Genomic DNA, 24,940 nt, shown 5'->3' on the forward strand with positions numbered 1-24,940 from the left:
CCCCCTCAGGCCTCACTTCGGATCGAGCATCCCGATGCTGCCGAGCCAGCGGTGGAAAGTCTCGATCCAGCCTTCCGATGCGGTGCCCTCACGACCGAGCCCGAAGCCATGGCCGCCATTGGCGATCAGGTGGAACTCGATCGGCTTGCCGGCAGCACGATAGCTGTCGAGCAGCGGCAGGCCCGTTTCGCGGGTCAGCAGGAAATCGTCCGCCGCGATCGTGACGAACATTGGCGGTGCGTTCGCGGGTACGCGCATCGCCGCCATGTTGGGATAGATCGGCGCGGCAAAGGCCGGCATCGACGCGCCGCTCTGTTCGATCACCGTGCGCGTCAGGAAGCCACCGGCGGAGAAGCCCATGAATCCGATCCGCTTCGGGTCCACGCCATAGCGCGCGGCGTTGTCGCGGACATGCGCCAGCGCGGCGAGCCCGTCGGCAAGCGATTCGGGCGGGGTGTCCTTGGGCGGGGCGAAGCCGACGCTTTCGCCCCCGATCATGCGGTTGAATTTGTCCTGCCACTCCGCATTGTCGCGCGGGGTGGGCAGCACGCGATATTTGAGGACGAAGGCGGCGATGCCGTGATTGGCGAGCCAGCGCGCCACCTGCCACCCCTCGGCATCCATCGACAGACCGAGGAAACCGCCGCCGGGCGCGACGATCACCGCGGCGCCGGTCGATGGGCCGGCGGGCAGCACCGGGGTCAGCGTGGCGTGCGAGACGTTGCGCACCCCGATCGACCCGTTCTGAGTCATCCATTGCTCGCGATCCGGCGCGTCCTTCGGCGCAGTCGGCAGCGTAACCGCGCCCGGTTGGAGCGGTGCTTCGATCACGTCGTAGCGGAAGCGCGGCGGCTCCTGCGCGGTGGCCGGCGAGAGGGCGAGGAGCGCGGCAATGGCGCTCAGACAAGCGCGGATCATCGCAAGTCTCATGCTGCAGCGGGCTGAAGCGTCGGGCGGCGGTCGACCACCAGCCAGACGACGACTGCCCCGACGATCCCGACGATCCCCGCGACCAGGAACGCGGCCTGCATCGAACCCACCTGCGCGCGCACCAGGCTGACCAGCAGCGGCGAGACGAACTGGCCGAAGAAGAAGCAGGCGGTCCACAAGCCCATGCCGCGTCCGCGATGGGCATAGGGCAGCTTGCGCTGTGCCCAGGCGATCAGCGTGACCACCCCCATGCCCGCGCCCGTCTGTTGCACCATCATGCCGAGGATCATCATCCGCCAGTCGCTGGCGAGGCCGATGATGGCGAGGCCGGTGCCGAGCGTGGCGAGCAGCGCGAAGAGCTGAGCGCGCGAGCTGACCTGCCAGCGGCCGAGCAGCCAGAACACGCCCGCGCCGACCAGGATGAACAGGCTGGGCAATGCCGTGATCCGACCGATCTTGCCCGGATCCTTGACCCCCAGCTCCTGCCAGACCAGTCCACCATTGATGATGAAGACATAATAGAGGACCGAAACGAACAGGGTCACGCTGCCGATCGTTGCGAGGACGCTCCAGGGGATGCCGCCATCGGCGGTCTCGCCCTCGACGCGCGCGGGTGCGACCTCGCGCTGCGGCTCGTACATGTAGCGCAGCATGGCGAGGAAGATCGGGAACGCGACCAGATAGAGCAGGAAGATGCCGTTCCAGCGCCACGCGGTCAGCGCCCCGGCAAAGAAGATCATCACCGACGACAGCGCCGGGCCGATCAAGCCCTGCATCGTCAGCCAGTTGCGGCGGCTCTTTTCGTCCCAATAATCCGCGATCAGCGTGTTGAGCGTCGTCAGGATCGCGGCCTCACTCAGGCCGAGCAACAGGCGTGAGGCATAGATGGCGTCGAGCGATTCGAGCAGGAACGGTGCGGAGCCGAAGATCCCGTAGAGCAGGGTCGATCCGAGCAGCAGGCGACGGCGCCCGAAGCGATCGACCATCAGGCCGACGAACAGCGCGGTGATCGCAATGGTCAGGCCGGGGGCCGACACCATCGCCGGCACCTTCCAGCTGGCATTGGGGTCTGCACCGAAATGCGCGATCATCGCCGGCACCGCCGGGAACATCGACACGATTGCCATGATCGGCAGGAACCCCGCGATGATGACGGTGAACCCTTGGGCGGGCCCGGGCACCCGCGACGAGTCTGACTTGTGCAACGCCTTCACTCCCCTCCGGACGGACGCGCGACCACATCCGCCACCTCAACATCGCGGTCGTGAATCGCCGCATTGGCTTGACGCTAAGCGAAACACGCTCATAATAGAAGCATCATTTTAATTAGGGCTGTGCCGGGGGCGCGCGCCCGAAATTTCCGGGGCGGCAGTCATATGGACCGAGGGGCAGGCACGCCGCAGGATGGCGGCGCGGCACAGCAGTTGACGGATCGTCAGCGCATGCTCGCCTTCATCACGGTGCTGATAGCCTTCGTGCTCGAAGTCGCCGATACGACCATCGTCAACACCGCCTTGCCCGAGATCCGCCGCGCGCTGGATGCCTCGTCGGCGGCGATGCAGTGGATCGTCGCGGGCTATTTGCTCGTGCTGGGTGCGCTGTTGCTGCTCGGCGGACGGCTGGGCGATGCGTTCGGCTATCGCCGCATGTTCCTGATCGGGGTTGCGGGCTTCATCGCCACGTCGGCCCTGTGCGGGCTGGCGCAAACGCCCGAGCAGCTGGTCATCGGCCGCCTGCTCCAGGGGGCCGCCGGCGCGATGATGGGGCCGCAGGTGATGGCGATTGTGCAGACGCTGTTTTCCCCGCTCGAACGCGTTGCGCGGCTCGCCTGGTTCGGCGTGATCGGGGGGCTCGCCGCGATCCTGGGACCGATCCTGGGAGGCTTGCTGATCGAATGGAACTGGTTTGGCCTTGGCTGGCGGCTGATCTTCCTGATCAACCTGCCGATCGGGTTGATCGCGCTGTGGCTGGGGTTGCGGACGATTCCGCAGCGGGACGCCGGACGCCCGCTGCAGATCGACCTGTTTGGTGCGGCGCTGTTTGCGGCGGGCTTTGCGGCGCTGCTATTCGCGCTGATCGACGGGTCGGAGCGGGGCTGGCCGGCTTGGGCGATTCCGTGCGCGCTCGTCGGAGTCGCCTTGGTCATTGTGGGCTGGATTCGGGCGTTGGCGCGGCGGCGCGCGGGGCTGGCGGCGATCATCGAACCCGCGCTGTTTCGCCTGATCACCTTCCGATGGGGACTGGTCGCGGTGCTGGCCTTCTCGGCGGGCGCGGCGGGCTTCCTGCTGGTGCTCGCGGTCGCGTTGCAACAGGGGTTGGGCAAGTCGCCGCTCGATACCGCGCTCGCGCATGTACCTTTTGGTCTCGGGGTGATGGCGGGCATCAGCTTTATCGGGAAAAAGTATCTGCCGCGCCTCGGTCGCTGGCTGCTGATCGGTGGCGCGCTGGTGATGATGACGGGTGCCAGCGGTGCCTTGACGCTGATCGCGGGCGGAACCGGCGGCGGTGTCGGATTCTTTGCGCTGCTTGCGCTGGCAGGGGTCGGCATGGGGATGCTGGCCGGGCCACTGCCCCCGGTCGTGGTCGCCGATGTCGACCGCGCGTTCGCGGGGACGGCCAGCGCGACGCTGCGCACCGCGCAGCAGCTGGGCGGCGCGATCGGCATTGCGGTGATCGGCTCTGCCTATTTCGCGGCTGCGGCCCGGACGGGTGGCGCGCTTGCGGGCTTGCCGGTGGCAGGCGCGCTATTCATCGCGCTGCTCCTGATCGCCATCCTCGCGGCGTGGCGATTGCCGGCGGATATCTTCGGGGTGCGCGGCGGCCAGGTCCGCTGATCGACAGTGCCGAGTTTGATCATTCGGACGGGAACGCGAACGCGGATTGCCGCGATCCGCGGGTAGTCCGGTCCGGCAGACGATTGAAATACCGGCGCCGTGCCGTCCATCGCGCGCGCGATCGCAAAGCTGCTCAGTGGTGCGCCACCCGCAACCCTCAGCCGGGCAGATAAATCGTCTTCAGCTCGAGATAGTTCTGCAGCCCTTCCAGTCCGCCTTCTCGACCGATGCCGGACTGTTTGAATCCCCCGAACGGCATCTCGATATCGACGGCCATGCCGTTGATGGCGAGCGAACCCGCGTCGACCCGCCGCGCGATCGCCAATGCGCGGTCCTCGTCGGCCGAATAGATTGCGCCGTGGAGGCCATAATCGGTGGCGTTCGCCTGCGCGACGAGCTCGGCTTCGTCGTCATAGCGGATGAGCGAGACCACCGGACCGAAGATCTCCTCCCGCGCGATTGTCATATCCTGGGTGACATCGGCAAAGACGGTCGGCTCGAAATACCACCCGCGATTCTGGGCGGGCGGGCGCCCGCCGCCGGTCACCAGCCTTGCACCTTCCGCGATTCCCTGCGCGACATAGCCTTCGACCCGGTCGCGCTGGCGCGAAAGGCTGAGCGGTCCCATCTGCACACCGTCTTCAAAGGGATTGCCGACATTCACCTTCCGCACCGCCGACACATAGCCGTCGAGCACTTCGTCGTAGCGCGCGGTCGGCACGAGCACGCGGGTCAGCGAAAAGCACACCTGCCCGGTGATCGGCATCGAATAGGGGACTAGCGTGGTCAGCACCTTCGACAAATCGGCATCGTCGAGAATGATCGCGGCTGACTTTCCACCCAGCTCCAGGCTGAAGCGTGTCAGACGCGCCGCGCAGGCCGATGCGATCGCCTTGCCCGCGACGGTCGACCCCGTGAAGCTGACCTTGTCGATCCCGGGATGGCGGACGAGATAGTCGCCGATCTCCCGCCCGCCCTGGATCATGTTGAACACCCCGTCCGGCAAACCCGCGCCCGCGATGCATTCCGCCAGGATATGCGCGTCGATCGGCGTCTCCGGCGACGGCTTGACGACGAAGGTGCAGCCCGCTGCCAACCCCGCCGCTACCTTGTAGCACAACAGGACCAGCGGCGCGTTCCACGGCGTGATCGCGGCGCACACGCCCGCGGGCTCGCTGATCACCTGCACCCGGCCACCCGAAGAGCGCGTCCGCCGGTCGACAAACGGGTAGCTGGCCGCGAGGTCGCCGTAAAAGTCGAACAGTCCCGGCACCTGGCGCGCGGCATTGCGGGTAAATCCGAGGACGGCGCCAACCTGTCCGGTCCACGCGTCGGCCAGTTCGGGAAGTCGTTCGGCGAGTAACGCCGCCACCCGCTTCAGCGCCGCGCCGCGGTCTGCCGGTGCCATACGCGGCCATGGGCCGTGGTCGAACGCCTGTCGCGCGGCAGCCACCGCCCGATCGACCTCCCCATGGGTGGCTTCCGCATGGCGCATCAACAGCTCCTCGCTGTGCGGCGCGATCACGTCGAGCGTAGCCGGCTGCGCGCTTTCGTGCCACGCGCCATCGATGAAGAACGGCGCGGTGGCGCGCGCTTCGATACCCGCCAATGTTGCTCTCAGCGCTTCCATCCGGCTTCACTCCACAACTTGTTATCGCACGGCGCTCGGCCGCATCCGGCACGCCTATTGTGACACATGGCGGTGATGCAAGCAGCTCTGGCCCCGCACTAACCATATAAAATCATATACTTATGCAATTCAGTTCGCTCGCGCCAAAGCGGTCGAGCGCGGCCGGACATGGCGGGGGGAGGGCGAAGCCGCTACCCCATCAGGCTAATGTCGCGACGTTGGGCCTGAGCCGGTGGCTGCGCGGCTGTCTTACCAAGACCGGGAGAGGACGTGCCATGGTCGATCGTCGTCATCTGCTCATCGGAAGCGCCGCCCTGCCCATTTCCGGCATGGCCTCCGCGCGGCCAGCAAGTCCCCAAACCGCGCCCGTTGCGCCCCGCCATCCCGCCGCCGCCGAGGGGCGCGCGACCACGGACCCGGACGGAACCACGACCGCGACGCTGGTCAATTTTGCCACGACACTGCGCTATGAGGATCTGCCGCCCGCGGTGATCGATGCCGCGAAACGCTGCATGGTCGATGCGCTGGGCTGCGGGGTCGCCGGTTGGGAGAGCAACAAGGGCCGCCTCGCGGCGACCGCGATGGCCCGGCTCGGCGGAGCTGGCGAGGCGCAGCTATGGGGCGGCAAGGCACGCCTCGCGACCACCAACGCCGCGTTCGCCAATGCCGAGCTGATGAACGGCCTGGATTACGACGCGATCCCCCATATTCCGCCGGTGATGGTTCCCGCATTGATGGCATTGGCGGAAGCCCGCCGCACGTCCGGGCGCGACTTCATTCTGGCGCTGGTCATCGCCTATGAGCTGGCCGCGCGGCTGAGTTCGGCCACCAGCCCGATGGGCGCCGCGATCCTCGAGACGGGCGCGACGCCGGAGGTGTTCGCGATCAATCAGGAATCGATGCTTGCCGCGGCCGCCGGCGCGGCGCGACTGCTGGGATTGCCGGCAGCGGCAACGGCGAATGCGATCGGGCTGGCTGGCTATTACTGCCCGCCGCAGGCCGCGCATGACTGGGAAACGGGCAGCCCCAAATCGAACGTCAAATACACGCCGGTCGGCTGGGTGAACCAGGGTGCGGTGACGGCGGCGCTGCTTGCCGAAAGTGGCTTCACCGGAAATCCCCGCGTGCTGGACGGTCCGGCGGGCTTCGCGCGCTTTTATGGCTTCAGCAAATGGGACATCCCCGCCGCGACGCGCGGGCTGGGCGAGCGCTGGACGATCGTCAACGCCGATTACAAGCCTTATGCCTGCTGCCGCTACATCCATAGCCGCATGGACGCGCTGCTCGCCCTGCTGGCGCGCGAGCGGATCGACCCTGCGTCGATCGAGCGGATAGAGTCCTGGGGAGCGCCCTTCGCCGCCAACCCGGACCCGATGAACGTGCGCACGCAAGAGGATGCGCAGTTCAGCGTACCTTACATGCTGGCCCTGGTTGCGCTCGGTCGCCCGCTCGACGCGCGCTGCCAGTCGGCCGAGCAGCTTGCCGACCCTGCAGTCAAGGCAATGATGGACCGGATCCAATGGTCCACGCATCCGCGCACGGTGGACACCAAGCGCGCCGATCCGCGCAGCTTCATTGCCAGCGTCGAAGTGACCGCCTCCGGGCAGCGCTACACGCATGAGGTCATGTATGTGCGCGGCATGGGGTCGGTGCCCGAGATGCGCCTCGACGATGCGGCGCTCGACGCGAAGTTCATCGCCAATGCGCGCACCCGGATGTCGGCGGCGGCGGCGCGACGCGCGCTTGATGCGGTGCGCTCGCTCGACCGTGCGACCGACATGGCGGCGGTCGGGCGCCTGTTCGCAGGCTGAACGCGGCGCGTGCACTGCCGGGTAAAGCCGCATGCGTCCCTACATAAACGCCTGGCGTGCGCGTCGCCTATCAGGACGCTCAGGGAATGCCCGCGAAGGGCACCGATTCAGGAGGGGAGAGACAAATGAACCGCTCAACGCATTCGATCAGCCGACTCATGCGCAGCGCCACGACGACCGCCGCCATCGCGCTGAGCCTCGCCTTCCCGGCGATCGCTTCGGCGCAGGAGGATGCGAAGGCCGGAGAGGCTGACGCAAAGGCCGCCGACGAAGTCGTCGTGACCGCCAGCCGCGTTCAGCGCGACGGCTTCACCGCGCCGACCCCCACCACCATCGTCGGCACCGAAGCGCTCGAAGCCCGCGGTGCGACCAACGTCGCGACCGTCCTCAACGAAATTCCCGCTTTCAAGGCGTCCCAGTCGCCGACCACGACCGGCGTGCGCGCGGCGTTTGCCGGCTCCTATTTCGCCGATCTGCGTGGCCTTGGCCCGTCGCGCACGCTCGTGCTGGTCGATGGCAACCGGTTCGTGCCGCAGATCGTGACCGGGATCGGCACCTATCAGGTCGATCTCAACCAGGTTCCGGCGCTGCTGTTGGAGCGGGCAGAGGTCGTGACGGGCGGTGCATCGGCACAATGGGGCTCCGACGCGGTCGCCGGCGTCGTCAACCTGATCCTGCGCAAGGATTTCGAAGGCCTGCGTGCCGAGGCACAGGCCGGTGTATCCGAACAGGGCGACAATGCCGAATATCGCATCGGTGCGGTCGGCGGCCTGAAGCTGGGCGAGCGCGGGCACATCACTGTTGCGTTCGATCATGTCACCAATGACGGCATGGGCGATGTGTTCACCCGCGACTGGGGCCGACTGGGCTATGGCCTAGTCGCCAATCCCAGCCGCGCTACCAACGGCCTCGCCCAGCAGCTGCTGTTGCCGGACGTGCGTTATTCTACCATGACCAACGGTGGCCTGATCAACAGCACGACGGGGCCGGCGGCGCAGTTGCGCGGCATCTACATCAATCCAGACGGGTCGATCGGACGTTTCCAGTACGGCAATTTCGTCGGGTCCAGCTTCATGCAAGGTGGCGGCAGCAACGCCGGCATCAACTTCAACACCGGCGTCTCGGTCGCGCCAAAGGTCCGCCGCTGGACCGGCTATGGCCGCGCCAGCTATGAGGTGGCGGACGATTTCACCGTCTATGCCGAGGCATCCTATGCCGATACGGTCGGGCGCGGACAGACGCTGCCCCCGCGTAACGAACAGGCGACGCCGATCGTCATTTCGACGCAGAATCCTTTCATCCCGGCCGCACTGCGGGCCGAAATCGACCGGCTCAACGCGCTGCCCGCGAACGCCGCCAACCAGATCACCAGCTTCAACCTAGGCCGCAACAGCGTCGATATCGGCTATCAGCGCACTCGGGTCGAGGTCGAGACGAAGCGCGGCGTCATCGGGTTCGACGCGCGCCTGGGCGGATCGTGGAAGCTGAACGGCGCGGCTACCTATGGCGAAAACCTCTACACCCAGCGGGTTTACGGCAACCGGATCCAGTCCAATTTCCGCTTTGCTGCGGATGTGGTCCAGACCGCCAATGGCCCGGCCTGTCGTGCGGTGGTCGCCGGAAATGCGGCCGCGGCTGGGTGTGTCCCGCTCAACGTCTTCGGCGAGGGGGCGCCCTCCGCGGCGGCAATCGCTTATGTCACCGGGACGACCCTCACCCAGACCTTCTACAAGCAGTTCGCCACCAACCTGAACCTGTCCGGTGAGCCGTTCAGCACCTGGGCGGGGCCGGTCTCGGTCGCGCTGGGGGCCGAATACCGCCGCGAAGACCAGAATACTTCGGTCGATGCGATTGCCGAAGCAGCCGGGTATGAAAGCTCGAACGCACGTGCGCTGCGCGGCAGCTTCAACGTCAAGGAAGCGTATCTCGAGGCGGTCGTGCCACTGGCACGCGACCTACCCTTGCTGCGCTCGCTCGATCTGCAGGGCGCGGTGCGCTTCACCGATTACAGCTCCAGCGGCGGCGTGACGACATGGAAGCTCGGCGGAACTTGGGAACCGATTGAAGGGCTGATGGTGCGTGGGACCTTGTCCCGCGACATCCGCGCGCCCAACATTTTCGAGCTGTTCACGCCTGCCGTCACCACGGTGCAGACCCGTAACTTCTCCACCGGTGTCGCTGGCGGTCCGACCGGGCAGGTGGCAACGGCCAATCTGGTGCGCGGCAATGCCGGGCTTCAGGCCGAAAAGTCGGAGACCCAGACGCTAGGCGTGTCCTATGCCCCGCCGTTCATCCCCGGGCTGAAGCTGTCGGTCGATTATTTCGACATTCGCGTCGACGACGCGATCGCGTTCATCGACGCCAATCTGGTCATCAACTTCTGCACCGGAACGACGCCGACGCCGGATCATGCCTATTATTGCTCGTTCATCACCCGCTCGCCGGCCGGCGGCGCCACGGTCTATACGGTGGACAATCCGTATCTGAACCTGGGCTATATCGAGCGCAGGGGCTTCGACTTCGAGGCATCGTACCGACTGCCGCTCGACAAGCTGTCGGGCAAGCTGGGCGGGGCGCTCACCGCGCGCTTCTCGGGCACGCTCTACGACAAGTTCGGCGAGGATATCACCGGGACCGGCTTCATCGAGCGCGCCGGCGACGTCATCGGCACCCCGCGCTTCCTGACCAACAGCTCGCTGACCTATGATGACGCGCTTCTGACGCTTCAGCTGCAGATGCGCACGATCAGCAAGGCCAACTACAACAATCTGTTCGTCGAGGGGGTGCAGATCAACGATAACGACGTGCCCGCGCGCCAGTATTTCAACTTGTCGGCAACCATCCGCGCGACCGATCGCTTCGAATTCTTCGGCGTCGTCAACAACCTCACCGATCGCGATCCGCCGCTGATCCCGCAGAATTTCGGCTACCCCACCGTGCCGGCATTCTATGACATGATCGGGCGCAGCTATCGCTTCGGCGCGCGCGTACGGTTCTGACAAGGAGGATGGTGATGAACGATCCCAATGCACCTGGCGCTCTGCCAATCTCCCGCCGCGCGCTCGCCCGCGCGGCGATGGGGGGGGCCGCCGCCCTTGCGCTCCCGGTGAAGGCCGCGGCGCTCCCGCGTCTCGGCGGCGCGCCTGTGGTGGGCTTTCACGCCGACGCGCCCTGGCTCGATCCGACCGGGCGCGACAAGCCTTACCAACCGCCCACCGCGACCGGTCGCTTCGCGCCGGACACGGAAAGTCTGATGCGGCTGGGCCACTTCTTCTGACGGATCGCCGTCCCTGTCGGGCCGGCTAGGAGTTCACCATGGTTGATTTTTCCAAGATGAAGGCGGCGCAGGGCTTCTTTGCCCCGCAACGCTTTGAGGCCGATGTCCTCGACTGCGAAACGTCGGGATCGATCCCGACCGAACTCGACGGCGCTTTTGTCCGCCTGGGCGGCGAATGGTATTACCCGCCGAAGTTCGACAATGACGCAATCCTCAACAGCGATGGTCATATCAGCAGCTTCCGGTTCAAGAACGGCCGGGTCAGCTACAAGAGCCGGTTCGTGCGCACCCCGCGGTTCGAGGCGAACCTGAAGGCAGGCGGCCAGCAGTTCGGCTATTACCGCAACCCCTATACCGACGACCCCGCCGTGCAGGGGCTCGACCGGACCGTCGCCAACACGACGCCCTTCGCCTTTGCCGGGCGTCTGATGGCACTTAAGGAAGACGGGCTGCCTCACCTGATCGACCCCAACACGCTGGCGACAGTCGGCCGCTGGAACTTCGGCGGCAAGTATAAGGGGCCGCATTTCACCGCACATCCCAAGGTCGATTCCGACACCGGCGAGATGATCGCCTATGGCAATGAGGCGAACGGGCTGGCCGGCGACGAGGTCTATGTCGCGACGATCGACAAAAAGGGCCGCGTGACCCACGATACCCGCTTCACGGTGCCCTATGTCAGCATCATGCACGACATCGCGCTGACCGAGAAGCACATCATCTTCCCGTTCGCCGGCTATGTCACCAGTTCGGAAAGGCTGAAGGCCGGCAAGATCCACTGGGGCTGGGACAACAGCAAGGAAAGCTACATCGGCATCCTTCCGCGCGGCGCGGAGGGCAAGGACATTCGCTGGTTCCGCGGACCGCTGCGATGCATGATGCACACGTTCCACGCGCGCACTGTCGGAGACAAGGTGATCATGGAAGCGCCGTTCTACGACGGCAATTTCTTCCCGTTCTTCACCAATGTCGACAACAGCCCCTGGGACCGCACCAAAGCCAAGGGCTATCTCCGCCGCCTGACGTTCGACCTTTCGTCCAAGCATGACGGGTGGACCGAGGAAATCCTGTTCCCGACGCCGATCATGGACATCGGCGCGATCGACCGTCGCTATCTCACCCGGGACCAGCGTTATGTCTTCACCGGCTTCACGGACTTGTCCAAGCCGTTCAACGTCGCGCAGGGCGGTAACCTGCAAGGACGTGTGACGAACTGCTATGGTCGGTTCGACGTCAAGGCGGGCCAGATGGTGTCGATGTTTGCCGGCGAAACGCACAGCCTCGCCGAAGCGTGTTTCATCCCGCGCAAGGGCGGCGACGAAGGGTCGGGCTGGTTGATCGGCGTCGCGTCGAACTTTGCCGAAATGCGGTCCGAGCTGCTCATCGCGGATGCCGAGCGTCTGGCCGACGGGCCGATTGGGCGGGTGCTGCTGCCTTTCCGCGCCGCGCCACAGGTCCATGGCACCTGGGTCGAAAACGGCGAGTTGCCGTTCGCCTGAAAAAGGGGGAAAGGGGCCGCGGCGACACCCGTGTCGCCGCGGCCCCTTTTTGCCATTCGTTCTACTGAACGGTTGTGATCGGCATCCCGCCGTGAATGGCGCGATAGTCCCGCGGGCTCTCGCCATAGGCCAGTTTAAAGACCCGGCTGAAATAGGCGAGGCTGCTAAAACCGCACGCATAGGCGATATCGGTCACTGACTGCTCGGCCTTGTCCGGATCGGTCAGATCGCGCCGGCACGCCTCCAGCCTGCGCTGAAGGATATGCTCGGATAGCGTGCACCCGCTATCGAGAAAGATCTTGTGCAAGTAGCGCTTCGAACAATTCAGACCCCGCGCCACCGTGTCGATCGACAGATCGTAGCGGCGCAGATGGAGATCGAGATATCCCTCGATCCGTTCGCGCATCACCTCGCGGCTCGAGCGGCGCGCTTCGTGGCTGCCATGTTCGAGCAGCGCAAGCCGTGCGAGCCGCGCGATCATCACCCCGATATCGCCCTCGCTACAAGCGCGGCCATTATCGGACGCTGCAGTGGTCAACGCCGACCGCAGCATGCTCGAATAGCCGCTCGCACCGGAGTAGAGGCGCAGCGAGTAGGGCGTGAGATCGGCGAGGTTCAGATCCTCGGCGCGAACCAGCACGGCGGACTGGCGCGTCAGTTCGGTCGAATGAAACTTGAACGGCCGCGTCATGTCGTAGAGCGTCCAGTCGCCCGGCTTCAGCGCCACCTTCTTATCGCGCTGCTCCAAGAAAATCGTTCCCTCATGCTGGACGACGAGCTTGAACAGGCGGCGGTCATCGCCGCGCGCCTGCTGGTGATTGCGGCTCAGCGCATGTGCGGGTGCGGTAACACGGGCGACGGTAAATTCGCCGACGTGGCGCATGGTCGTCGAAGCCCGAAACTGCTCGTCGGCCGGTTTGATGTCGAAGTCGCCGACGCTCGCCCAAATATGTTCGCGCCAATAGGCTGCTCTCTCGGCCTTGCGCACGACATCTGTCGAGTGTTCCCTCAGCCCCGCCATCGTGCATCCCCCTCGACAATGCACCCTGCTGCTTTGGCCGGGTGCTTGAGGTCCATTATGAAGACCCGGAGGGGTATCCTGTCAATAAAATTGTAATCGCAATTTTACTTTGCTCGGTGCGTGGCTAGCCAAATGACCATGCGCTGCTGGATGGGTCGAATGCGCTGCGACGATTTAGGTTCAGCCGCTTGAGCGGACCGGCGGACATCCACGTTTCATTGCCAGCGCCGCACCGATGCCAGGCCGGTCACACCGGTCAAATGAAAGGGAGAGATATGAAAATCACCGCTGTCGCAAGCATCGCCTTCGCGCTTTGCATCGCCACCCCGGCAGCCGCGCAGGTCAGCCCGGAGGAATACGCCGTAGCGCGGGCCGAGATCGTCAATCTTTCCAGCCGGCTGATGATCGCGTTCGACGCGCTGGACGCCGACACCTACGCCGACTGCTTTGCCAGGGATGCGACGCTGAACTGGATCGGCGGCGTCGAAAACGGCCGTGAGTCGATCCGTAAGGCATTGACCGCATGGCGTGTGCGGATGAGCGACAGCAACATCGCACCGGACGCCACCTCGCGGCAGCGCACGCACCATTTCGTGCTGAACCACAACGTCACGATCGACAAGGGCGGCAAGACGGGGAAGGGCATTGTTTACTGGTTCGCCCTGACCAATCGCACGCCGCAGAAGGACGTGCAGCCGCTCTATTTCGGCCACGTCGTCGAATATTACGTCAAGGAAGACGGCAAGTGGCTGTATTCCAAGCGTGAAGTCTATAACGAATCGCTGTCCAACCGCTCGGTCTATTATCCCGAACTGGGCGAGATCGACCCGCGCAAGCCCAAGCCCTGAAACACTGCGCCGCCCCGGTATGACCCGGGGTGGAACGCGTCACTTCTTGGGATATTTCGCCTCGCGATTGCGGATCACGTCGGGGTTCTGGGTGTAGGGCGATCGCATATTATAGGGCGTTGCGATGAACACGGCCTCTACCCCCGTGATCATCCCGTCCTCCAGCTTGAAACTTTCGAGCAGGCCCCAGCTGTGCGGTTCCCGGAAGATGGAGCGCGCCGGCGTACCATCGGTCAGCGTATACTGATCCAGCACGCCCTTGTGGTCGATGAACCCCCGCGCCATCACGATGCAGCGATATTCGTCGACAAGGAAATGATCGCGGTCCCGCACGCGCTCGTTGAACAGATAGCGGCCCGATTTGAATCCCTTCTCGATCTCGGGGAAGTTAAGCCCGTTTTCTGTCCGCGTCGCATCGGGTGAAAACCGCGTTCCGCGGATCTCGCCATTATTGTTTTCCAACGTCTCGAAATAGCCGTCGGCGAGGCGGACCAGTTCCGCACGCGGTCGGCATTTCGCTTTCGGCACTGCCTTGTCGAGATGTGGCGAACGCTGGAACTTGTCGAAATCGGCGATTGGCGTCGGCGGTGCCGACAGGTTGCGCTTGGTCGAGATCAGATGTTCGATCTCGGTAATCTGCTCGCCTTCGACCTTCAGCCGCACGGCGAGATAGCCGGGCGTGTCGTTTTGGACGATCCGCGTGTAGATGCCGACGTTGCCCGTGGTCGGATCGGACAGCGTGAGTGCCGGGCCGACCTCCTGGGTGACCGTGTCCCAGGTCGCGTCTGGGAACGGCATTTCGACGAAATTCTCAACAAAGCGCACCCGGCGCGAGATCGGAGCCTTGGACGGATCATGCGCCAGAAAGGCGGCACGATACTGGTCGCCGATCTTTTCGAGGCACACGCGATCGCATCCGGCACCGGCGTCGCGGTGCTGCGCGGACGGTGCTCCGGTCAGACTCGCCATCGCAAGGGGCACCAGTACGGCCTTCAGCATCAAATTCATTGCTCTCTCCTTATGATTTCTTCGCTGTCGGATGCATCGCGGCGTAAGGCTGTCGCCGCTTCCTCAAGCGCCGAGCAGCGGTGCCATCTTCCGTCGCGCCAGTGCATTGGGATCATACGCAAGACGCGTCTCGCGATCGAACAGCATCGTCGCCCGTGATTTGGCATCGTAGCGCGGCCAGTGCGGGAGGTCGGTCCCGTTGGGGTCGCCGGTCGCGGCAAAGCGTACCCAAGCCTCGCTCATCTCGCGCGCCAGCCGCACCGGCGTATCGCCCGGCCCGAGCAGCGCTCGACCCGCCTCCGGCGTGTTGAACAGGAGTGAGCTTTCGAGTGTGTGTAGCGCGCCAAGCTTGCCGCCCAGGGCTGGGCTCTGCAGGTCTAGCCGATAGGCATAGGTCGTTCCGCCAGCATGAGCGTGCCGATCGGCCTGCGCCGTGACGGGCAGCGCGAGCGAATAGTCGGAAAATGCCTGGAGATAGCGCCGTGCCGCTGTCGCATTCGGATAGGCGCGCGCATAGCTGCGCAGCAGCTGATCCGTGCGACCGCCTGCAAAGGTGCGGACGCGGTCGCGATAGCCGGCGTCGTTAAGCGTGAAGGCTTCGGGATCATTGCCCCAGAAGAAGCTCATCTCCTGCGCGTTGCAGCCGATCAGCATCGCGACATCAGTCGCACCCGCCGCCGCCTTGGGCGAGAAGGGATGATGCGGCAGCCATTTCGGATCAATGACCGGGGCGAAGCAGGGCAGGTCGATAAAGCGGCTGGGCTTCATGGCCTTGGCTACGCTGTGATACCCGGCCAGCAACCTGGCCATGGGCAACTTGGCGAGATCCGCGGCGTTGGCCGACGTCAGGCCCACTTCGCGGAGCAACCTTTCGGTCACGGCCGCTGCTGCATCGCGCTCCATAAAGCGCAGGCCGGGCCCGCTTTGCACCCCGGCGCGCTTGAACAGGCCGCGTGCCGGGGGGCTGGCCATCAGGAAGCTGGTCTTCATGCCGCCGCCGGACGTGCCGAACACCATGACGCGTTCGGGATCGCCACCGAACGCCGCGATATTGTCGCGAATCCAGCGCAGCGCTGCGACGATATCGAGCATCCCGACATTGCCTGCTTCGGCAAATTCGCCGCCGGCCAGATCACCGAGATGCGTATATCCAAAGGCGTTAAGGCGGTGATTGAGGCTGACGACGACGGCGTCACCCCGTCCGGCGATTCCGCTGCCGTCCGTCGTGGACCCTGTTCCGCCGTAGAAGAACCCGCCGTGCAACCACACCATCACCGGCCGCTTGCGACCGTCGTTCAGCGCAGACGTCCAGACGTTGAGAAACAGACAGTCTTCGTTCTCCGGCAGCGGAGCCGGCGCCTTCGCGCCGGCCGGACGCGGGAGCTGGGCGAGGATGACATAGGGTGGGCCGGGTGGCGGGTTGGCATTGGTCTGGGGCGCGCTGGCCCCCGGTGCCAGCGCGTCGCGAATCCCGCTCCACGGTTCCGACGCACGCGGCGGCTGGAACCGGTCGGCGACGGCGTAGCGGATGCCGCGAAACACCATGCAATTTGCCAGTCGCTGACCGCGCAGCCGTCCATGACTGGTTACTGCAATCGGTTCACTCGACTGCGCCAAGGCCTGTCCTGCCATCAGCAGGACGCCTGACGCGCTCGCCGCAGCAAGCAGACTACGTCGCGTAGGGTGGAGAGAAATGTCGCCGGGCATAGGAATATCATCGCCATCATGGGTGCTCGTTTGCGCCATTATGTGCGGCGTGAAACCGAAAGGGTTGTCGCAGCGCGCCCCAGCATTCGACCGGTCGAGCACAATCGGGCGCATCTGCGATATCCACGGCGCGCTTGCGACGCGGCGGCAGGGCTATGCGCTTTCTGAGCTTGATCTTTTGGCGAAGTTCCGTATCGGGGGAATTACAAAATAGCGGGATCAAGCCCGCCAGGCATACGAGTGCGTGACGCACCACGGGGCCGTGGAATGGGAAGGGATCCTATGTCTGCGGCGTATCAATTATCCTCCTGTATCGAATGGCAGTTTGCCGACGCTGGCGAACTCGATGCGCGCGTGCGGGCGGCCAAGGCGGCCGGCTTTGCTCTGGCCGAATTTCACCTGTGGCGCGATAAGCCGATCGACGCACTCGCCGCCGCGCTTAATGAAACCGGCGTGCGGCTGAGCAGCCTGTGCGTCGATCCGCGCCGCTCGATCGTCGACCCGGCCGAACGCGAGGCGATGGTCACCGCCGTGCGCGAGACGATTGCCGCGACCGCGATCCTCGGCAAGCCAAACCTGATCGTCGCCTCCGGCTTCCGGGTCGAGGGCATGAGCGAGGAAGAGCATTTCGCCAATGCCGTCACCGCCCTGCGCGCCGCGGCGGATGCGGCCGAGGAGGCGGGCGTCATGCTGCTGCTCGAACCGCTTAACACGCAGCTGTTCGCGACCATGTATCTCGTCAGCACCAAGCTCAGCCTCGATCTGGTCGAAGCGGTGGGCAGCCCGAACCTGCGCCTGCTATACGATGTCTGGCACAGCGCCGTGATGGGCGAGGATATGGCGGAGGTGCTGGCGGGGCGCATCCAGCTCGTCGCGCATGTGCAGGTCGCCGACATGCCCGACCGCAACGAGCCTGGCACCGGCAGCCTGGACTGGGCCCGGGTTACACGCACGCTGCGCGACCTTGGCTACGCGGGCGCGATCGGCCTTGAGTATTTCCCCACCATGCCGATGGGCGAGTCGCTGGCCTTGTCGCAGCGGATGCTCGCCGACTGACGCCCGCCGGGCCGAGCTTCCAACCGCCGTCGCCGACGGCGCATCATTGAGATGGATGACGCGATGAACCTCGATCGGATTGCGATCAGCCTGGACCTGATCAACCGCCACTATCAGGAGCCGAACCGCAATCGGTTCGAGAGCCGGTATTTCTGGGAAGAACTCTATCCACTGATCCGCGCGAGCGGGTTTGGCGCGATCGAGATCCCCTATGAGCCGGTATGGCAGTTCGGCGGGCGCAGCGGCGTTCCGATGAACCGCTATTGCATCAACACGAAATATGAGTCGGCCGCCAACTATCGGGCAGTGCTGGCCAACAGCGGCATCGAACAGGTGACGGGCGTGACGTTCGATCCCAATTTGTTCATGCGGAACGACAATCTCGACTTCTATTTTGGCGCGAGCGGGCATTTCGCGGGCGAGGCGCTTGCCCACGCCGCCGATCTGGGGGCGGACTATTTCGCGATCAGCCCGTCGCCCTATTACGGGCGCGTCGCGCACTATCACCCCGATCTCGAGGCGAAGCGCGCGACCTTTACCGAGCGGACCCTCCAGTTGCTGGGCGGCCTTGCGGAAAAGGCTGACGCGGCGGGCGTCGCGCTGGTGCTGCGCAATGAATATTGGAGCCTGTTTCGCGGCGAACAGGTCCTGCCATTGCTCGACGCGCTGCCCGAAGGCGTGAAGCTCGATGTCGATGTGGCGAGCCTGACGATCGCCGGTGTCGATCCGGCGGCGTTCATCGAAGCACAGCAGAGCCGCATCGGCTGTGTGCACCTGACCGACACCCAGTTCGTCGATCCGGGCGATGTGTGGAAAAGCGCGAACCCGGAATTCCCGGAACATCGCGCGACGCAGGTGTTCCGCGACCCGGGCACCGGCAATGTCGATCTGGGCGGCGTCGTTCAGCTGCTCGATCGTCTTGGCTATGCCGGCCCGGTCGTGTGCAGCGCCCGCCAGACGCGCGATCCCTTCCGCGCGCTGCTGCGCACCCGCGCGCTTCTTAACAAACTACAGAACTAAGCCGGACGGAGCCTTCGCCATGCCCAATATCCGCTACGCCAACATGTGCCACTGGAAGAGCATTCCATATCGGCAGATCGACAATTTTCGCGAATTTTATTATGAGGATAAGACCAATACCGCCTATTATTCCGATTGGGACACGATCCTGAAATACCAGTCGGCGCTGGGTTTCGACGGGATCGAGATCGCGCCCTGGGATCTGGCGGATATCCTGCCGCTGTTCGGCTCGCCCGAAAACTTTACAGCCTTTGCGAAGGAGCGCGGGGTCGAGGTGATCGGCATGTTCCATGGCGCCCATGCCTCACACGACGCGGGACATTTCGACGAAGTCGTGCGCGCGGGCCGCGAGGCGGTGGACACGATCGTCAAGTTCGGCGGCACGTACATGAACACCTGTCCGACGCAGAATTATTGCGGCACCGGCCCATTGAGCCGCGACGAGGTTCAGCAATGTGCGAACGTGATGAACGAGATCGGTCGCTATGCCACCGATCACGGCGTCAAGATCGGCCTGCACAATGAGTTTTTCTGCGCGATCAATATCGAGAATCACCGCGAGCTGATCGAATCGACCGACCCAAAGCTGGTGCATTATTGCATCGACACGGCCCAGATTTCGATCATGGGCGAAGACCTTCTGACCTTCTATAATGACTATCATGACCGGATCAGCACGTTCCACCTGAAGGATACCGGCTCCGCGCGCCAACCCGACAGTGTCCGATACGCGCGCGATCCCGAGATTGCCGACGATGGCACGCGCTGGTTCTGGGAGCCGGGGCTGGGTGAACTCGATCTCAAGGGACTGTACCGGCTGCTCAAGCAGCACGCGTTCAAGGGCTGGATGTCGATCGAGTATGACGGCTCGCCCGATCTCCTCGCCTCCATGGCGCTGACCCGCTACCACCTCGATAAGGAATTGCGCCCGATATACGATTGAGGAGTGGTCGCCGCGCCGCGAGAACAGGGGTCGGTGGCGGGAGCGGGGGCGTGCGTTGGTCGGCATAGTAGTGCCGAGGCGATCAGCCAGCCTGCGGGTAGTCGAAGCCCTTCTCGATGATGATCTCCGCGATTTTCTCGCGGCTGATCCGGATGAACTCACTCGCGTCCTCGACCGACGGGATCACACTGTCGAACCGCGAGGCCAGGTCAAAGATCGAGCGGACATCCTCCTTGTGGCGGCTGATCGAGTGAAATATCCGGTCCATCTCTGCCGACAGGTTACGGTAGATCGCTTGGAGCGGAGGATTGCGAGTGGCCTCTGCAAGCAGATCAAAGCGGTGCCGGGAGAGCCGTATCCAGTCTTCCGGGTTGAGTTTGGCTTTCCCGACTGCCCGCCTATGCTCTTGCTGGATGGCAGCTAAAGCAGTCGCTTGCTCCGGAGTCATCCGTTCCTGGGCCAGTTGGATGATCAACGGCGACACAGCGCTCCAGACTGTGAAAAAGTCATCCACCGACTTCAGTGTAAGCCCTGCCACGCGGTAGCCGCGGCGGGGGATCGTTTCGACGAGACCATCGTGGTTCAGGCGATCCAATGCCTCACGCACGGGCATCGCTCCGAAACCAGTCTCCTCTGATATCTCCCGCTCGGTGAAGCGCATTCGGGGTGGCATTTTCAACGACACGATCCGTTGCCGAAGAAGGGCATATGCCTGGTCCGAGAGCGACTGTTTTTGCGTACTGCGCTCTGTCATCAAGCTGCTCCAAATCGGCGCCGTGCCGTCGCAACCCATGCCTCCGCCAGAGCGCACTGACAAGATCGCGACGCTTGACCGGAACAGCGTCTGCGTGCAACCGTGATATATCACGAGAGGTTCGGTGTTGCTGACAGTCCTTGTTTGCACGCCTCGAAGATTTGGGAGGGGGCGAAATGCCAAGGTCGAAAAAGATTCTGATTGTTGGCGCGGGTATCGGCGGCCTTTGCACAGGGGTGGCGCTTGCCCGGATCGGTGTCGAGGTCGACATCATCGATATCAAGCCGGACAATTCGGTGCCCGGCGTCGGATGGGGTCTGCGGACCAATGGGCTGCGGGCTCTGCGTGAGATCGGGCTGCTCGAACCCACGCTGGCCCTAGGTTTTCCGACGCCGCCGCTGTCCTATTACGACCGGAATGGTCGCCATGTCGTCGATATTCCATATGGCCGCCAGTTCGACGGCATACCGAACAACGTCCAATTGCCGCGCCTGGGCTTTCTGGAGATGGCCAGTGCTCATGCACTGGGGGTCGGATGCACGATCAGGATGGCGACGACGGCGGTCGACATCGAGCAGGATGCCGACGGCGTCACGGTGGAGCTGAGCGACGGATCGCTGCACCGATATGATCTCGTGCTCGGCTTTGACGGCATCAATTCGAGCATTCGGCGCTATTTGTTCGGCGAGAAGTACGTGCCCACGCCCAGCGGTGGCGTGGCCTGGCGAGCTCCCGTACGCGCCCCGGACACGCTGAAGGGGGCCGTTTTCTGCCACGGTTTCGGCGGTAAGGTTGGGTTCGTGCCGCTCGCTGGTGGCATGATGTACGTGATCGTCACGCATCACGAGTCAGGTCGTCCGCGCCACGATCCCGCCGCTTTCCCCGAACTCATGTATCAAAAAGCGCGGGAGATGATGGGCGATTCCGTGTTCATGGCGGACGAGATCGAATCGCTGCGCACCGCCGCCAACGTCGCCTACACGCCGCTTGATACCGTCATGGTTCCATATCCGTGGCATCGGGGGCGGGTGATGATCATGGGCGACGCCGCGCATGCCATGACGCCCTATCTGGGATCGGGTGCCGCGATGGCGATCGAGGACGGCGTGGTCTTTGCGCAACTCCTGCAGAGCGGTGACACGCTCTACGACGTGCAGACCAAGTTCATGGCCCGGCGGTACCCGCGCGTGAAAACCGTGTGGGATATCTCGCTGCAGATGATGCACGAGGAATTCGACTCCGCGACCCCCGAGGCTCTCGACCGCCGTCTCGCGCACCTCGTGAATGAGGAGCCGGCCGCGCTCGATTATGTCCACCGCATTCTGGAAAGCGACTACTGATGACTAGAGATCGTATTGCGAAGCTGGCCGTCAATGCGGGCGCTTCGTTGGGCCCCATGCGCAAGCTTCACGGCACGACGGGCATCCCCGCACCGGCAGCAGGCGCAGACAGCGTGCCCGACATTCTGGATGTCTGGAAAGCCGCGCATGTGACGCTGGTCCGGTCGTACGACTGGGTGTCGCGGCTCGACACGGTCGACAACCCCACGAGCCTGTTCCCCGACTGGTCGGCCGACCCCAGCGACCCGGCGAGCTATAATTTCGCCGACACCGATGCATGGGTCGGGCAGGTGCGTTCGCTCGGCGCGGATATCATGTTCACCATTGCCAGCGAGATTCCGGGGAACAAGCAGCCGGTCCGTGACCTCGCGAAATACGAGCAAGTCGTCGAGAATATCGTGCGCCATTATGTATGCGGGTGGGGCAATGGGTTCGAAAACGCCATCACGCGTTGGGAATTCGGGGATCAGCCCGATTTCGGGAACCTGCACTTCTCCGGCACGCCCGAGCAATTTTATCAAATGTATGCGGCCGCTGCGCGCGCGGTGAAGCGTGTCGACCCCGGCCTTCAGTTCGGCGGCCCGTGCATCGCATTTCCGTTGAACGAAGGTCCGTTTCGCGAAGGCTTACTGGACTTCATCAAACAACAGTCGCTGCCTTTGGATTTCCTGTCCTGGATGTGGTATGGCGACAACTCGCGTGATCCGCTCGATTTCCGCACGATTGCGGCAGAGGTGCGTGCGGTCGCCGACAAGCACGGGTTCAGCGATGCCAAGCTGATGCTCTCCTACTGGAGCATGACGGGCATCCCGACGGCGAAGTTCGAAGACGCCGACAATGCCGCTTTCATCGCGGCGGCCGCCGTCTACATGCAGGACTCCGCGGTTGATCAAGCGATCTTCTTTCGCGCCGATACCGGGGCTGATTTCCACTATAAGTTTAGGGATCCCGCTGGGATCTTCGAACCCGATGGCGGTGAGAATGCGCGGACCAGCGCGTTTCGCCTCGTCGGGCAAACCTTGGCCAAGACGGATCGTCTCGCCGTTGCGGGTGGAGACGAGAACGGATTTACGGCGCTGGCGGGTCAGACCGCGGACGGCGACACGGTTCGCATCTTGATCGCGAACTACGCCATCCCGGACTCCTACCTCATCGCCCGTGATCGCGACGTGTTCGAATTCCAGGTGCCAATCGGCACCGAACGCGTGAACATGTCGTTGAACGTTCCGCCCAGGCGCGTTGACGCCGGGAGCGCGGGATATACCGGTTATACGCTGGAGGTCAGCGATCTCCCCTGGGGCCAGGGCCGCTACAAGGTGGTCCGGTATCGCGCAGACGCACAGCATAAGGGCGACATGCTGGGATCGTACGAAGGCGAGGGTGCCAGCGCCACCATCGAGAGCAGCCTGCCGGCACCCGGCGTGGAGCTGATCGAGATCACGCGCATCCCGTCATAGGACGAAGCAAGGCGCGTCGAAGCAGCGTCCGCTTTTGAGGGTTTGGAAGAGGGGCGGGCACCATGGCGCGGATCTGGTCATGGTGCCCGCCCCGTCCCTATGTCACGCGACGGTCAGCGTTTTCGCGTCCGAATTGATCGACGGGAACGGCATGTATGAGACGCGCAGCCGCTGGAGGAGTTCCAGCTTGTGCTCTCCCGGTGTAAGCCCGCCACTGCGCGCGACGGTGATCGTTGCCGACGCGCCGAACGGCCAGCGCCGGTCAAACGCGGTTTCCATTTCGTAGAGGCTGAGCGGACCATTGCCCTCATCGAAGCGGATCGCTTCGCGCGGGATCGCTTCACCGTCGACGGTCACGTCCAGCGCTTCCACCATCGACAGGCCAAGGCCGCGATAATAGCCGAGCTTCGCCTCGAACGCGAAACCGCTCGGCGCGTCAGTCGGGCCGACATTGCGCAGACTGTCGTCCACGATCAGATACTTGTCGAACATCAGCGGGCTCCCTCGGCTTGTGCAATAAGTCGTTCGAACATGCGGTGCTGCCGCCGCACCTGCTCGCGGCTGTCGACCGCCTGGACATCCTGGATCCAGCGGTTGCCCTCATATTCGCTCGAGAGGTAGCCGTCCCACCCTCCGGCGATCAGCTCCGGGATCACTTCGTCATAGGCGTGGGTCGGGTCGCGGTCATCCTCCGTCATCTCGTAGAACTTTGCCTGGATATGGCGGAAATAGGGGATGTAGTCGCGGATCCGCTTCGGATTGGCGAACGGCTGATGACGCAGGATTTCGGCCATACGTACTTCAGCCGGATTGCCCTTCATCTTCACGGCCACCTCATAGATCGTATACTCGGCCATGATCTTCTGCTCGTGCTGGTCGACGATGAACTGCGCGACCTCCGGGCGGGCGCCCTGGCGAATGAACCGGTCGCGATAGACCGGCGGGTAGTGCTTCATGAAAATGCCCATGTCGGGCAGCAGGCCGAGATGCTTGGTGCCAAGCCGGTCCGCAACCTCGACGGTGCGCAGGATCCAGGCATGTTCCATGTGCCAGGGCGCATGCACCTCCACACCCATGTGCACGTCGAGCTCCTCTGCATAGGGCACGCACCGCTCGAGGATGTCGGGACGGACGAAGACCAGTACGCGCATGTTGCGGATGCCGAGCCGGTTGCAGAGCACGAGGTCGCGGCGAATAGAGGCGACCTGCTCGTCATCTGTCATCAACCGGTCCTTGCGGGCCTTGGTATCCAGGAACATGTCGTAGCAGGTGAGTTCGGTCCCATGCTTGGCCATCAGTTCCTTCCACCAGGCAACCTGGCGGTCGTCGATGTTCGGGAAGCTCGGCATGTTCTGTTCGGGGAGGATTTCGATCCCCTTCGCGCCGATCGACGCGGCGAACGCGACGCAGTCCTCGATCGTCATCTGTCCCAGGAACATCTCTTCCTGGAAGCTGTACAGGCTGACGCCCCGTTTCACTCTGGCAGCCATCTCATCTCACTCCACTGATATATTATTGCTCAAGGTCGGCTTGGCGAGCCGAAGCTGCAGTCGGCGTCCGTCACGTCGCCGGCATTCGCGCGGCGCAAGTGCGGTCGCCGTGCTGCGTAGCGGTCCAACCACGCACCGAAACGGCGAGCCTGTTCGATCGTCCATGATGCAACGGTCTGCCTCTCCTGGTCGGCGCGCCACGACAATCGGCCATTTCCGCCGAAGCAAACCATCGGCAACGCGCGTATGAGCCGAAACTAGTATCACCATTCTGATTTTGTCAAATTATCGTTGTGCGCGCTCCATCGCCGCCTT

General features: G+C 64.0%; 20 protein-coding genes. 11 read left to right on the forward strand and 9 right to left on the reverse strand.

Annotation, left to right across the window (positions count from 1 at the left end; genetic code table 11):
• Positions 1-12: 12 nt before the first annotated feature.
• Positions 13-918, reverse strand: a complete 906-nt coding sequence (locus tag VGN66_RS03170) for an alpha/beta hydrolase (protein ID WP_327517383.1) — start codon at positions 916-918, stop codon at positions 13-15.
• Positions 919-926: 8 nt separating this feature from the next.
• Positions 927-2,144: an MFS transporter gene (locus VGN66_RS03175; protein ID WP_414713172.1), complete on the reverse strand. Its 1,218-nt coding sequence runs from the start codon at positions 2,142-2,144 to the stop codon at positions 927-929.
• 162 nt (positions 2,145-2,306) lie between these two features.
• Here VGN66_RS03175 and VGN66_RS03180 point away from each other — a divergent pair, with 162 nt between their 5' ends.
• Positions 2,307-3,764 carry an MFS transporter gene (locus VGN66_RS03180; RefSeq protein ID WP_327517385.1) on the forward strand — a complete coding sequence of 486 codons (1,458 nt, stop codon included), beginning with the start codon at positions 2,307-2,309 and terminating at the stop codon, positions 3,762-3,764.
• Between the two features lie 157 nt (positions 3,765-3,921).
• Here VGN66_RS03180 and VGN66_RS03185 read toward each other — a convergent pair whose 3' ends face one another.
• Complete coding sequence (locus VGN66_RS03185; RefSeq protein WP_327517386.1) at positions 3,922-5,394, reverse strand: aldehyde dehydrogenase; 1,473 nt, start codon at positions 5,392-5,394, stop codon at positions 3,922-3,924.
• 275 nt (positions 5,395-5,669) lie between these two features.
• Here VGN66_RS03185 and VGN66_RS03190 point away from each other — a divergent pair, with 275 nt between their 5' ends.
• The 4 genes from VGN66_RS03190 to VGN66_RS03205 all read left to right on the forward strand — a co-directional run bounded on the left by VGN66_RS03190 (position 5,670) and on the right by VGN66_RS03205 (position 11,981).
• The gene (locus VGN66_RS03190) at positions 5,670-7,205 is read left to right on the forward strand and encodes an MmgE/PrpD family protein (RefSeq protein ID WP_327517387.1); all 1,536 of its coding nucleotides are present in this window, start codon (positions 5,670-5,672) and stop codon (positions 7,203-7,205) included.
• Between the two features lie 125 nt (positions 7,206-7,330).
• A complete protein-coding gene (locus tag VGN66_RS03195; protein ID WP_327517388.1) occupies positions 7,331-10,204 on the forward strand; it encodes a TonB-dependent receptor plug domain-containing protein in 2,874 nt (957 codons plus the stop codon).
• Between the two features lie 14 nt (positions 10,205-10,218).
• Positions 10,219-10,482, forward strand: coding sequence for a hypothetical protein (locus tag VGN66_RS03200; RefSeq protein ID WP_327517389.1), 264 nt, complete (start codon positions 10,219-10,221; stop codon positions 10,480-10,482).
• A gap of 38 nt (positions 10,483-10,520) precedes the next feature.
• On the forward strand, positions 10,521-11,981 hold the full coding sequence (locus VGN66_RS03205) for a carotenoid oxygenase family protein (protein WP_327517390.1): 1,461 nt from the start codon (positions 10,521-10,523) through the stop codon (positions 11,979-11,981).
• 61 nt (positions 11,982-12,042) lie between these two features.
• Here VGN66_RS03205 and VGN66_RS03210 read toward each other — a convergent pair whose 3' ends face one another.
• Positions 12,043-13,002, reverse strand: coding sequence for a helix-turn-helix domain-containing protein (locus VGN66_RS03210; protein ID WP_327517391.1), 960 nt, complete (start codon positions 13,000-13,002; stop codon positions 12,043-12,045).
• A gap of 275 nt (positions 13,003-13,277) precedes the next feature.
• Here VGN66_RS03210 and VGN66_RS03215 point away from each other — a divergent pair, with 275 nt between their 5' ends.
• The gene (locus VGN66_RS03215; protein WP_327517392.1) at positions 13,278-13,850 is read left to right on the forward strand and encodes a nuclear transport factor 2 family protein; all 573 of its coding nucleotides are present in this window, start codon (positions 13,278-13,280) and stop codon (positions 13,848-13,850) included.
• A gap of 39 nt (positions 13,851-13,889) precedes the next feature.
• Here the strand turns inward: VGN66_RS03215 and VGN66_RS03220 are convergent, their stop codons facing one another.
• The gene (locus VGN66_RS03220; RefSeq protein WP_327517393.1) at positions 13,890-14,858 is read right to left on the reverse strand and encodes a hypothetical protein; all 969 of its coding nucleotides are present in this window, start codon (positions 14,856-14,858) and stop codon (positions 13,890-13,892) included.
• A 63-nt stretch (positions 14,859-14,921) separates the two neighbouring features.
• Positions 14,922-16,490, reverse strand: a complete 1,569-nt coding sequence (locus VGN66_RS03225; RefSeq protein ID WP_327517394.1) for a carboxylesterase/lipase family protein — start codon at positions 16,488-16,490, stop codon at positions 14,922-14,924.
• Positions 16,491-16,847: 357 nt separating this feature from the next.
• Between VGN66_RS03225 and VGN66_RS03230 the strand changes: the two genes are divergently transcribed.
• The 3 genes from VGN66_RS03230 to VGN66_RS03240 all read left to right on the forward strand — a co-directional run bounded on the left by VGN66_RS03230 (position 16,848) and on the right by VGN66_RS03240 (position 19,584).
• The gene (locus VGN66_RS03230; protein WP_327517395.1) at positions 16,848-17,621 is read left to right on the forward strand and encodes a sugar phosphate isomerase/epimerase family protein; all 774 of its coding nucleotides are present in this window, start codon (positions 16,848-16,850) and stop codon (positions 17,619-17,621) included.
• 63 nt (positions 17,622-17,684) lie between these two features.
• The gene (locus VGN66_RS03235) at positions 17,685-18,641 is read left to right on the forward strand and encodes a sugar phosphate isomerase/epimerase (RefSeq protein WP_327517396.1); all 957 of its coding nucleotides are present in this window, start codon (positions 17,685-17,687) and stop codon (positions 18,639-18,641) included.
• A 19-nt stretch (positions 18,642-18,660) separates the two neighbouring features.
• Entirely contained in the window at positions 18,661-19,584 is a 924-nt protein-coding gene (locus tag VGN66_RS03240; RefSeq protein WP_327517397.1) for a sugar phosphate isomerase/epimerase, read from the forward strand.
• Between the two features lie 82 nt (positions 19,585-19,666).
• Here VGN66_RS03240 and VGN66_RS03245 read toward each other — a convergent pair whose 3' ends face one another.
• A complete protein-coding gene (locus tag VGN66_RS03245; protein WP_327517398.1) occupies positions 19,667-20,338 on the reverse strand; it encodes a GntR family transcriptional regulator in 672 nt (223 codons plus the stop codon).
• Between the two features lie 176 nt (positions 20,339-20,514).
• On the opposite strand from VGN66_RS03245, the gene VGN66_RS03250 reads away from it, so the two are divergent.
• Positions 20,515-21,678 (forward strand): FAD-dependent monooxygenase, encoded by a 1,164-nt coding sequence (locus VGN66_RS03250; RefSeq protein WP_327517400.1) that lies wholly within the window; start codon positions 20,515-20,517, stop codon positions 21,676-21,678.
• Between the two features lie 56 nt (positions 21,679-21,734).
• A complete protein-coding gene (locus tag VGN66_RS03255; RefSeq protein ID WP_327517401.1) occupies positions 21,735-23,135 on the forward strand; it encodes a GH39 family glycosyl hydrolase in 1,401 nt (466 codons plus the stop codon).
• A gap of 102 nt (positions 23,136-23,237) precedes the next feature.
• On the opposite strand, the gene VGN66_RS03260 is transcribed toward VGN66_RS03255, so the two are convergent.
• Positions 23,238-23,627 (reverse strand): C-glycoside deglycosidase beta subunit domain-containing protein, encoded by a 390-nt coding sequence (locus VGN66_RS03260; RefSeq protein WP_327517402.1) that lies wholly within the window; start codon positions 23,625-23,627, stop codon positions 23,238-23,240.
• On the reverse strand, positions 23,627-24,613 hold the full coding sequence (locus tag VGN66_RS03265) for a sugar phosphate isomerase/epimerase family protein (RefSeq protein ID WP_327517403.1): 987 nt from the start codon (positions 24,611-24,613) through the stop codon (positions 23,627-23,629). Before VGN66_RS03265 ends, VGN66_RS03260 begins: the two co-directional genes overlap by 1 nt.
• Positions 24,614-24,940 lie beyond the last annotated feature (327 nt).

Origin of the sequence: Sphingomonas sp., assembly GCF_035998645.1 — a bacterium.
GTDB lineage: Bacteria > Pseudomonadota > Alphaproteobacteria > Sphingomonadales > Sphingomonadaceae > Sphingomonas.

What these genes read in the sequence shown, in the direction of transcription:
- VGN66_RS03210 (WP_327517391.1), bottom strand. Translation starts at nt 13,002, where the DNA reads ATGGCGGGGCTGAGGGAACACTCGACAGATGTCGTGCGCAAGGCCGAG.
- VGN66_RS03240 (WP_327517397.1), top strand. Translation starts at nt 18,661, where the DNA reads ATGCCCAATATCCGCTACGCCAACATGTGCCACTGGAAGAGCATTCCA.
- VGN66_RS03185 (WP_327517386.1), bottom strand. Translation starts at nt 5,394, where the DNA reads ATGGAAGCGCTGAGAGCAACATTGGCGGGTATCGAAGCGCGCGCCACC.
- VGN66_RS03180 (WP_327517385.1), top strand. Translation starts at nt 2,307, where the DNA reads ATGGACCGAGGGGCAGGCACGCCGCAGGATGGCGGCGCGGCACAGCAG.
- VGN66_RS03260 (WP_327517402.1), bottom strand. Translation starts at nt 23,627, where the DNA reads ATGTTCGACAAGTATCTGATCGTGGACGACAGTCTGCGCAATGTCGGC.
- VGN66_RS03225 (WP_327517394.1), bottom strand. Translation starts at nt 16,490, where the DNA reads ATGGCAGGACAGGCCTTGGCGCAGTCGAGTGAACCGATTGCAGTAACC.
- VGN66_RS03250 (WP_327517400.1), top strand. Translation starts at nt 20,515, where the DNA reads ATGCCAAGGTCGAAAAAGATTCTGATTGTTGGCGCGGGTATCGGCGGC.
- VGN66_RS03190 (WP_327517387.1), top strand. Translation starts at nt 5,670, where the DNA reads ATGGTCGATCGTCGTCATCTGCTCATCGGAAGCGCCGCCCTGCCCATT.
- VGN66_RS03235 (WP_327517396.1), top strand. Translation starts at nt 17,685, where the DNA reads ATGAACCTCGATCGGATTGCGATCAGCCTGGACCTGATCAACCGCCAC.
- VGN66_RS03195 (WP_327517388.1), top strand. Translation starts at nt 7,331, where the DNA reads ATGAACCGCTCAACGCATTCGATCAGCCGACTCATGCGCAGCGCCACG.
- VGN66_RS03245 (WP_327517398.1), bottom strand. Translation starts at nt 20,338, where the DNA reads ATGACAGAGCGCAGTACGCAAAAACAGTCGCTCTCGGACCAGGCATAT.
- VGN66_RS03220 (WP_327517393.1), bottom strand. Translation starts at nt 14,858, where the DNA reads ATGAATTTGATGCTGAAGGCCGTACTGGTGCCCCTTGCGATGGCGAGT.
- VGN66_RS03170 (WP_327517383.1), bottom strand. Translation starts at nt 918, where the DNA reads ATGATCCGCGCTTGTCTGAGCGCCATTGCCGCGCTCCTCGCCCTCTCG.
- VGN66_RS03255 (WP_327517401.1), top strand. Translation starts at nt 21,735, where the DNA reads ATGCGCAAGCTTCACGGCACGACGGGCATCCCCGCACCGGCAGCAGGC.
- VGN66_RS03200 (WP_327517389.1), top strand. Translation starts at nt 10,219, where the DNA reads ATGAACGATCCCAATGCACCTGGCGCTCTGCCAATCTCCCGCCGCGCG.
- VGN66_RS03215 (WP_327517392.1), top strand. Translation starts at nt 13,278, where the DNA reads ATGAAAATCACCGCTGTCGCAAGCATCGCCTTCGCGCTTTGCATCGCC.
- VGN66_RS03205 (WP_327517390.1), top strand. Translation starts at nt 10,521, where the DNA reads ATGGTTGATTTTTCCAAGATGAAGGCGGCGCAGGGCTTCTTTGCCCCG.
- VGN66_RS03230 (WP_327517395.1), top strand. Translation starts at nt 16,848, where the DNA reads ATGTCTGCGGCGTATCAATTATCCTCCTGTATCGAATGGCAGTTTGCC.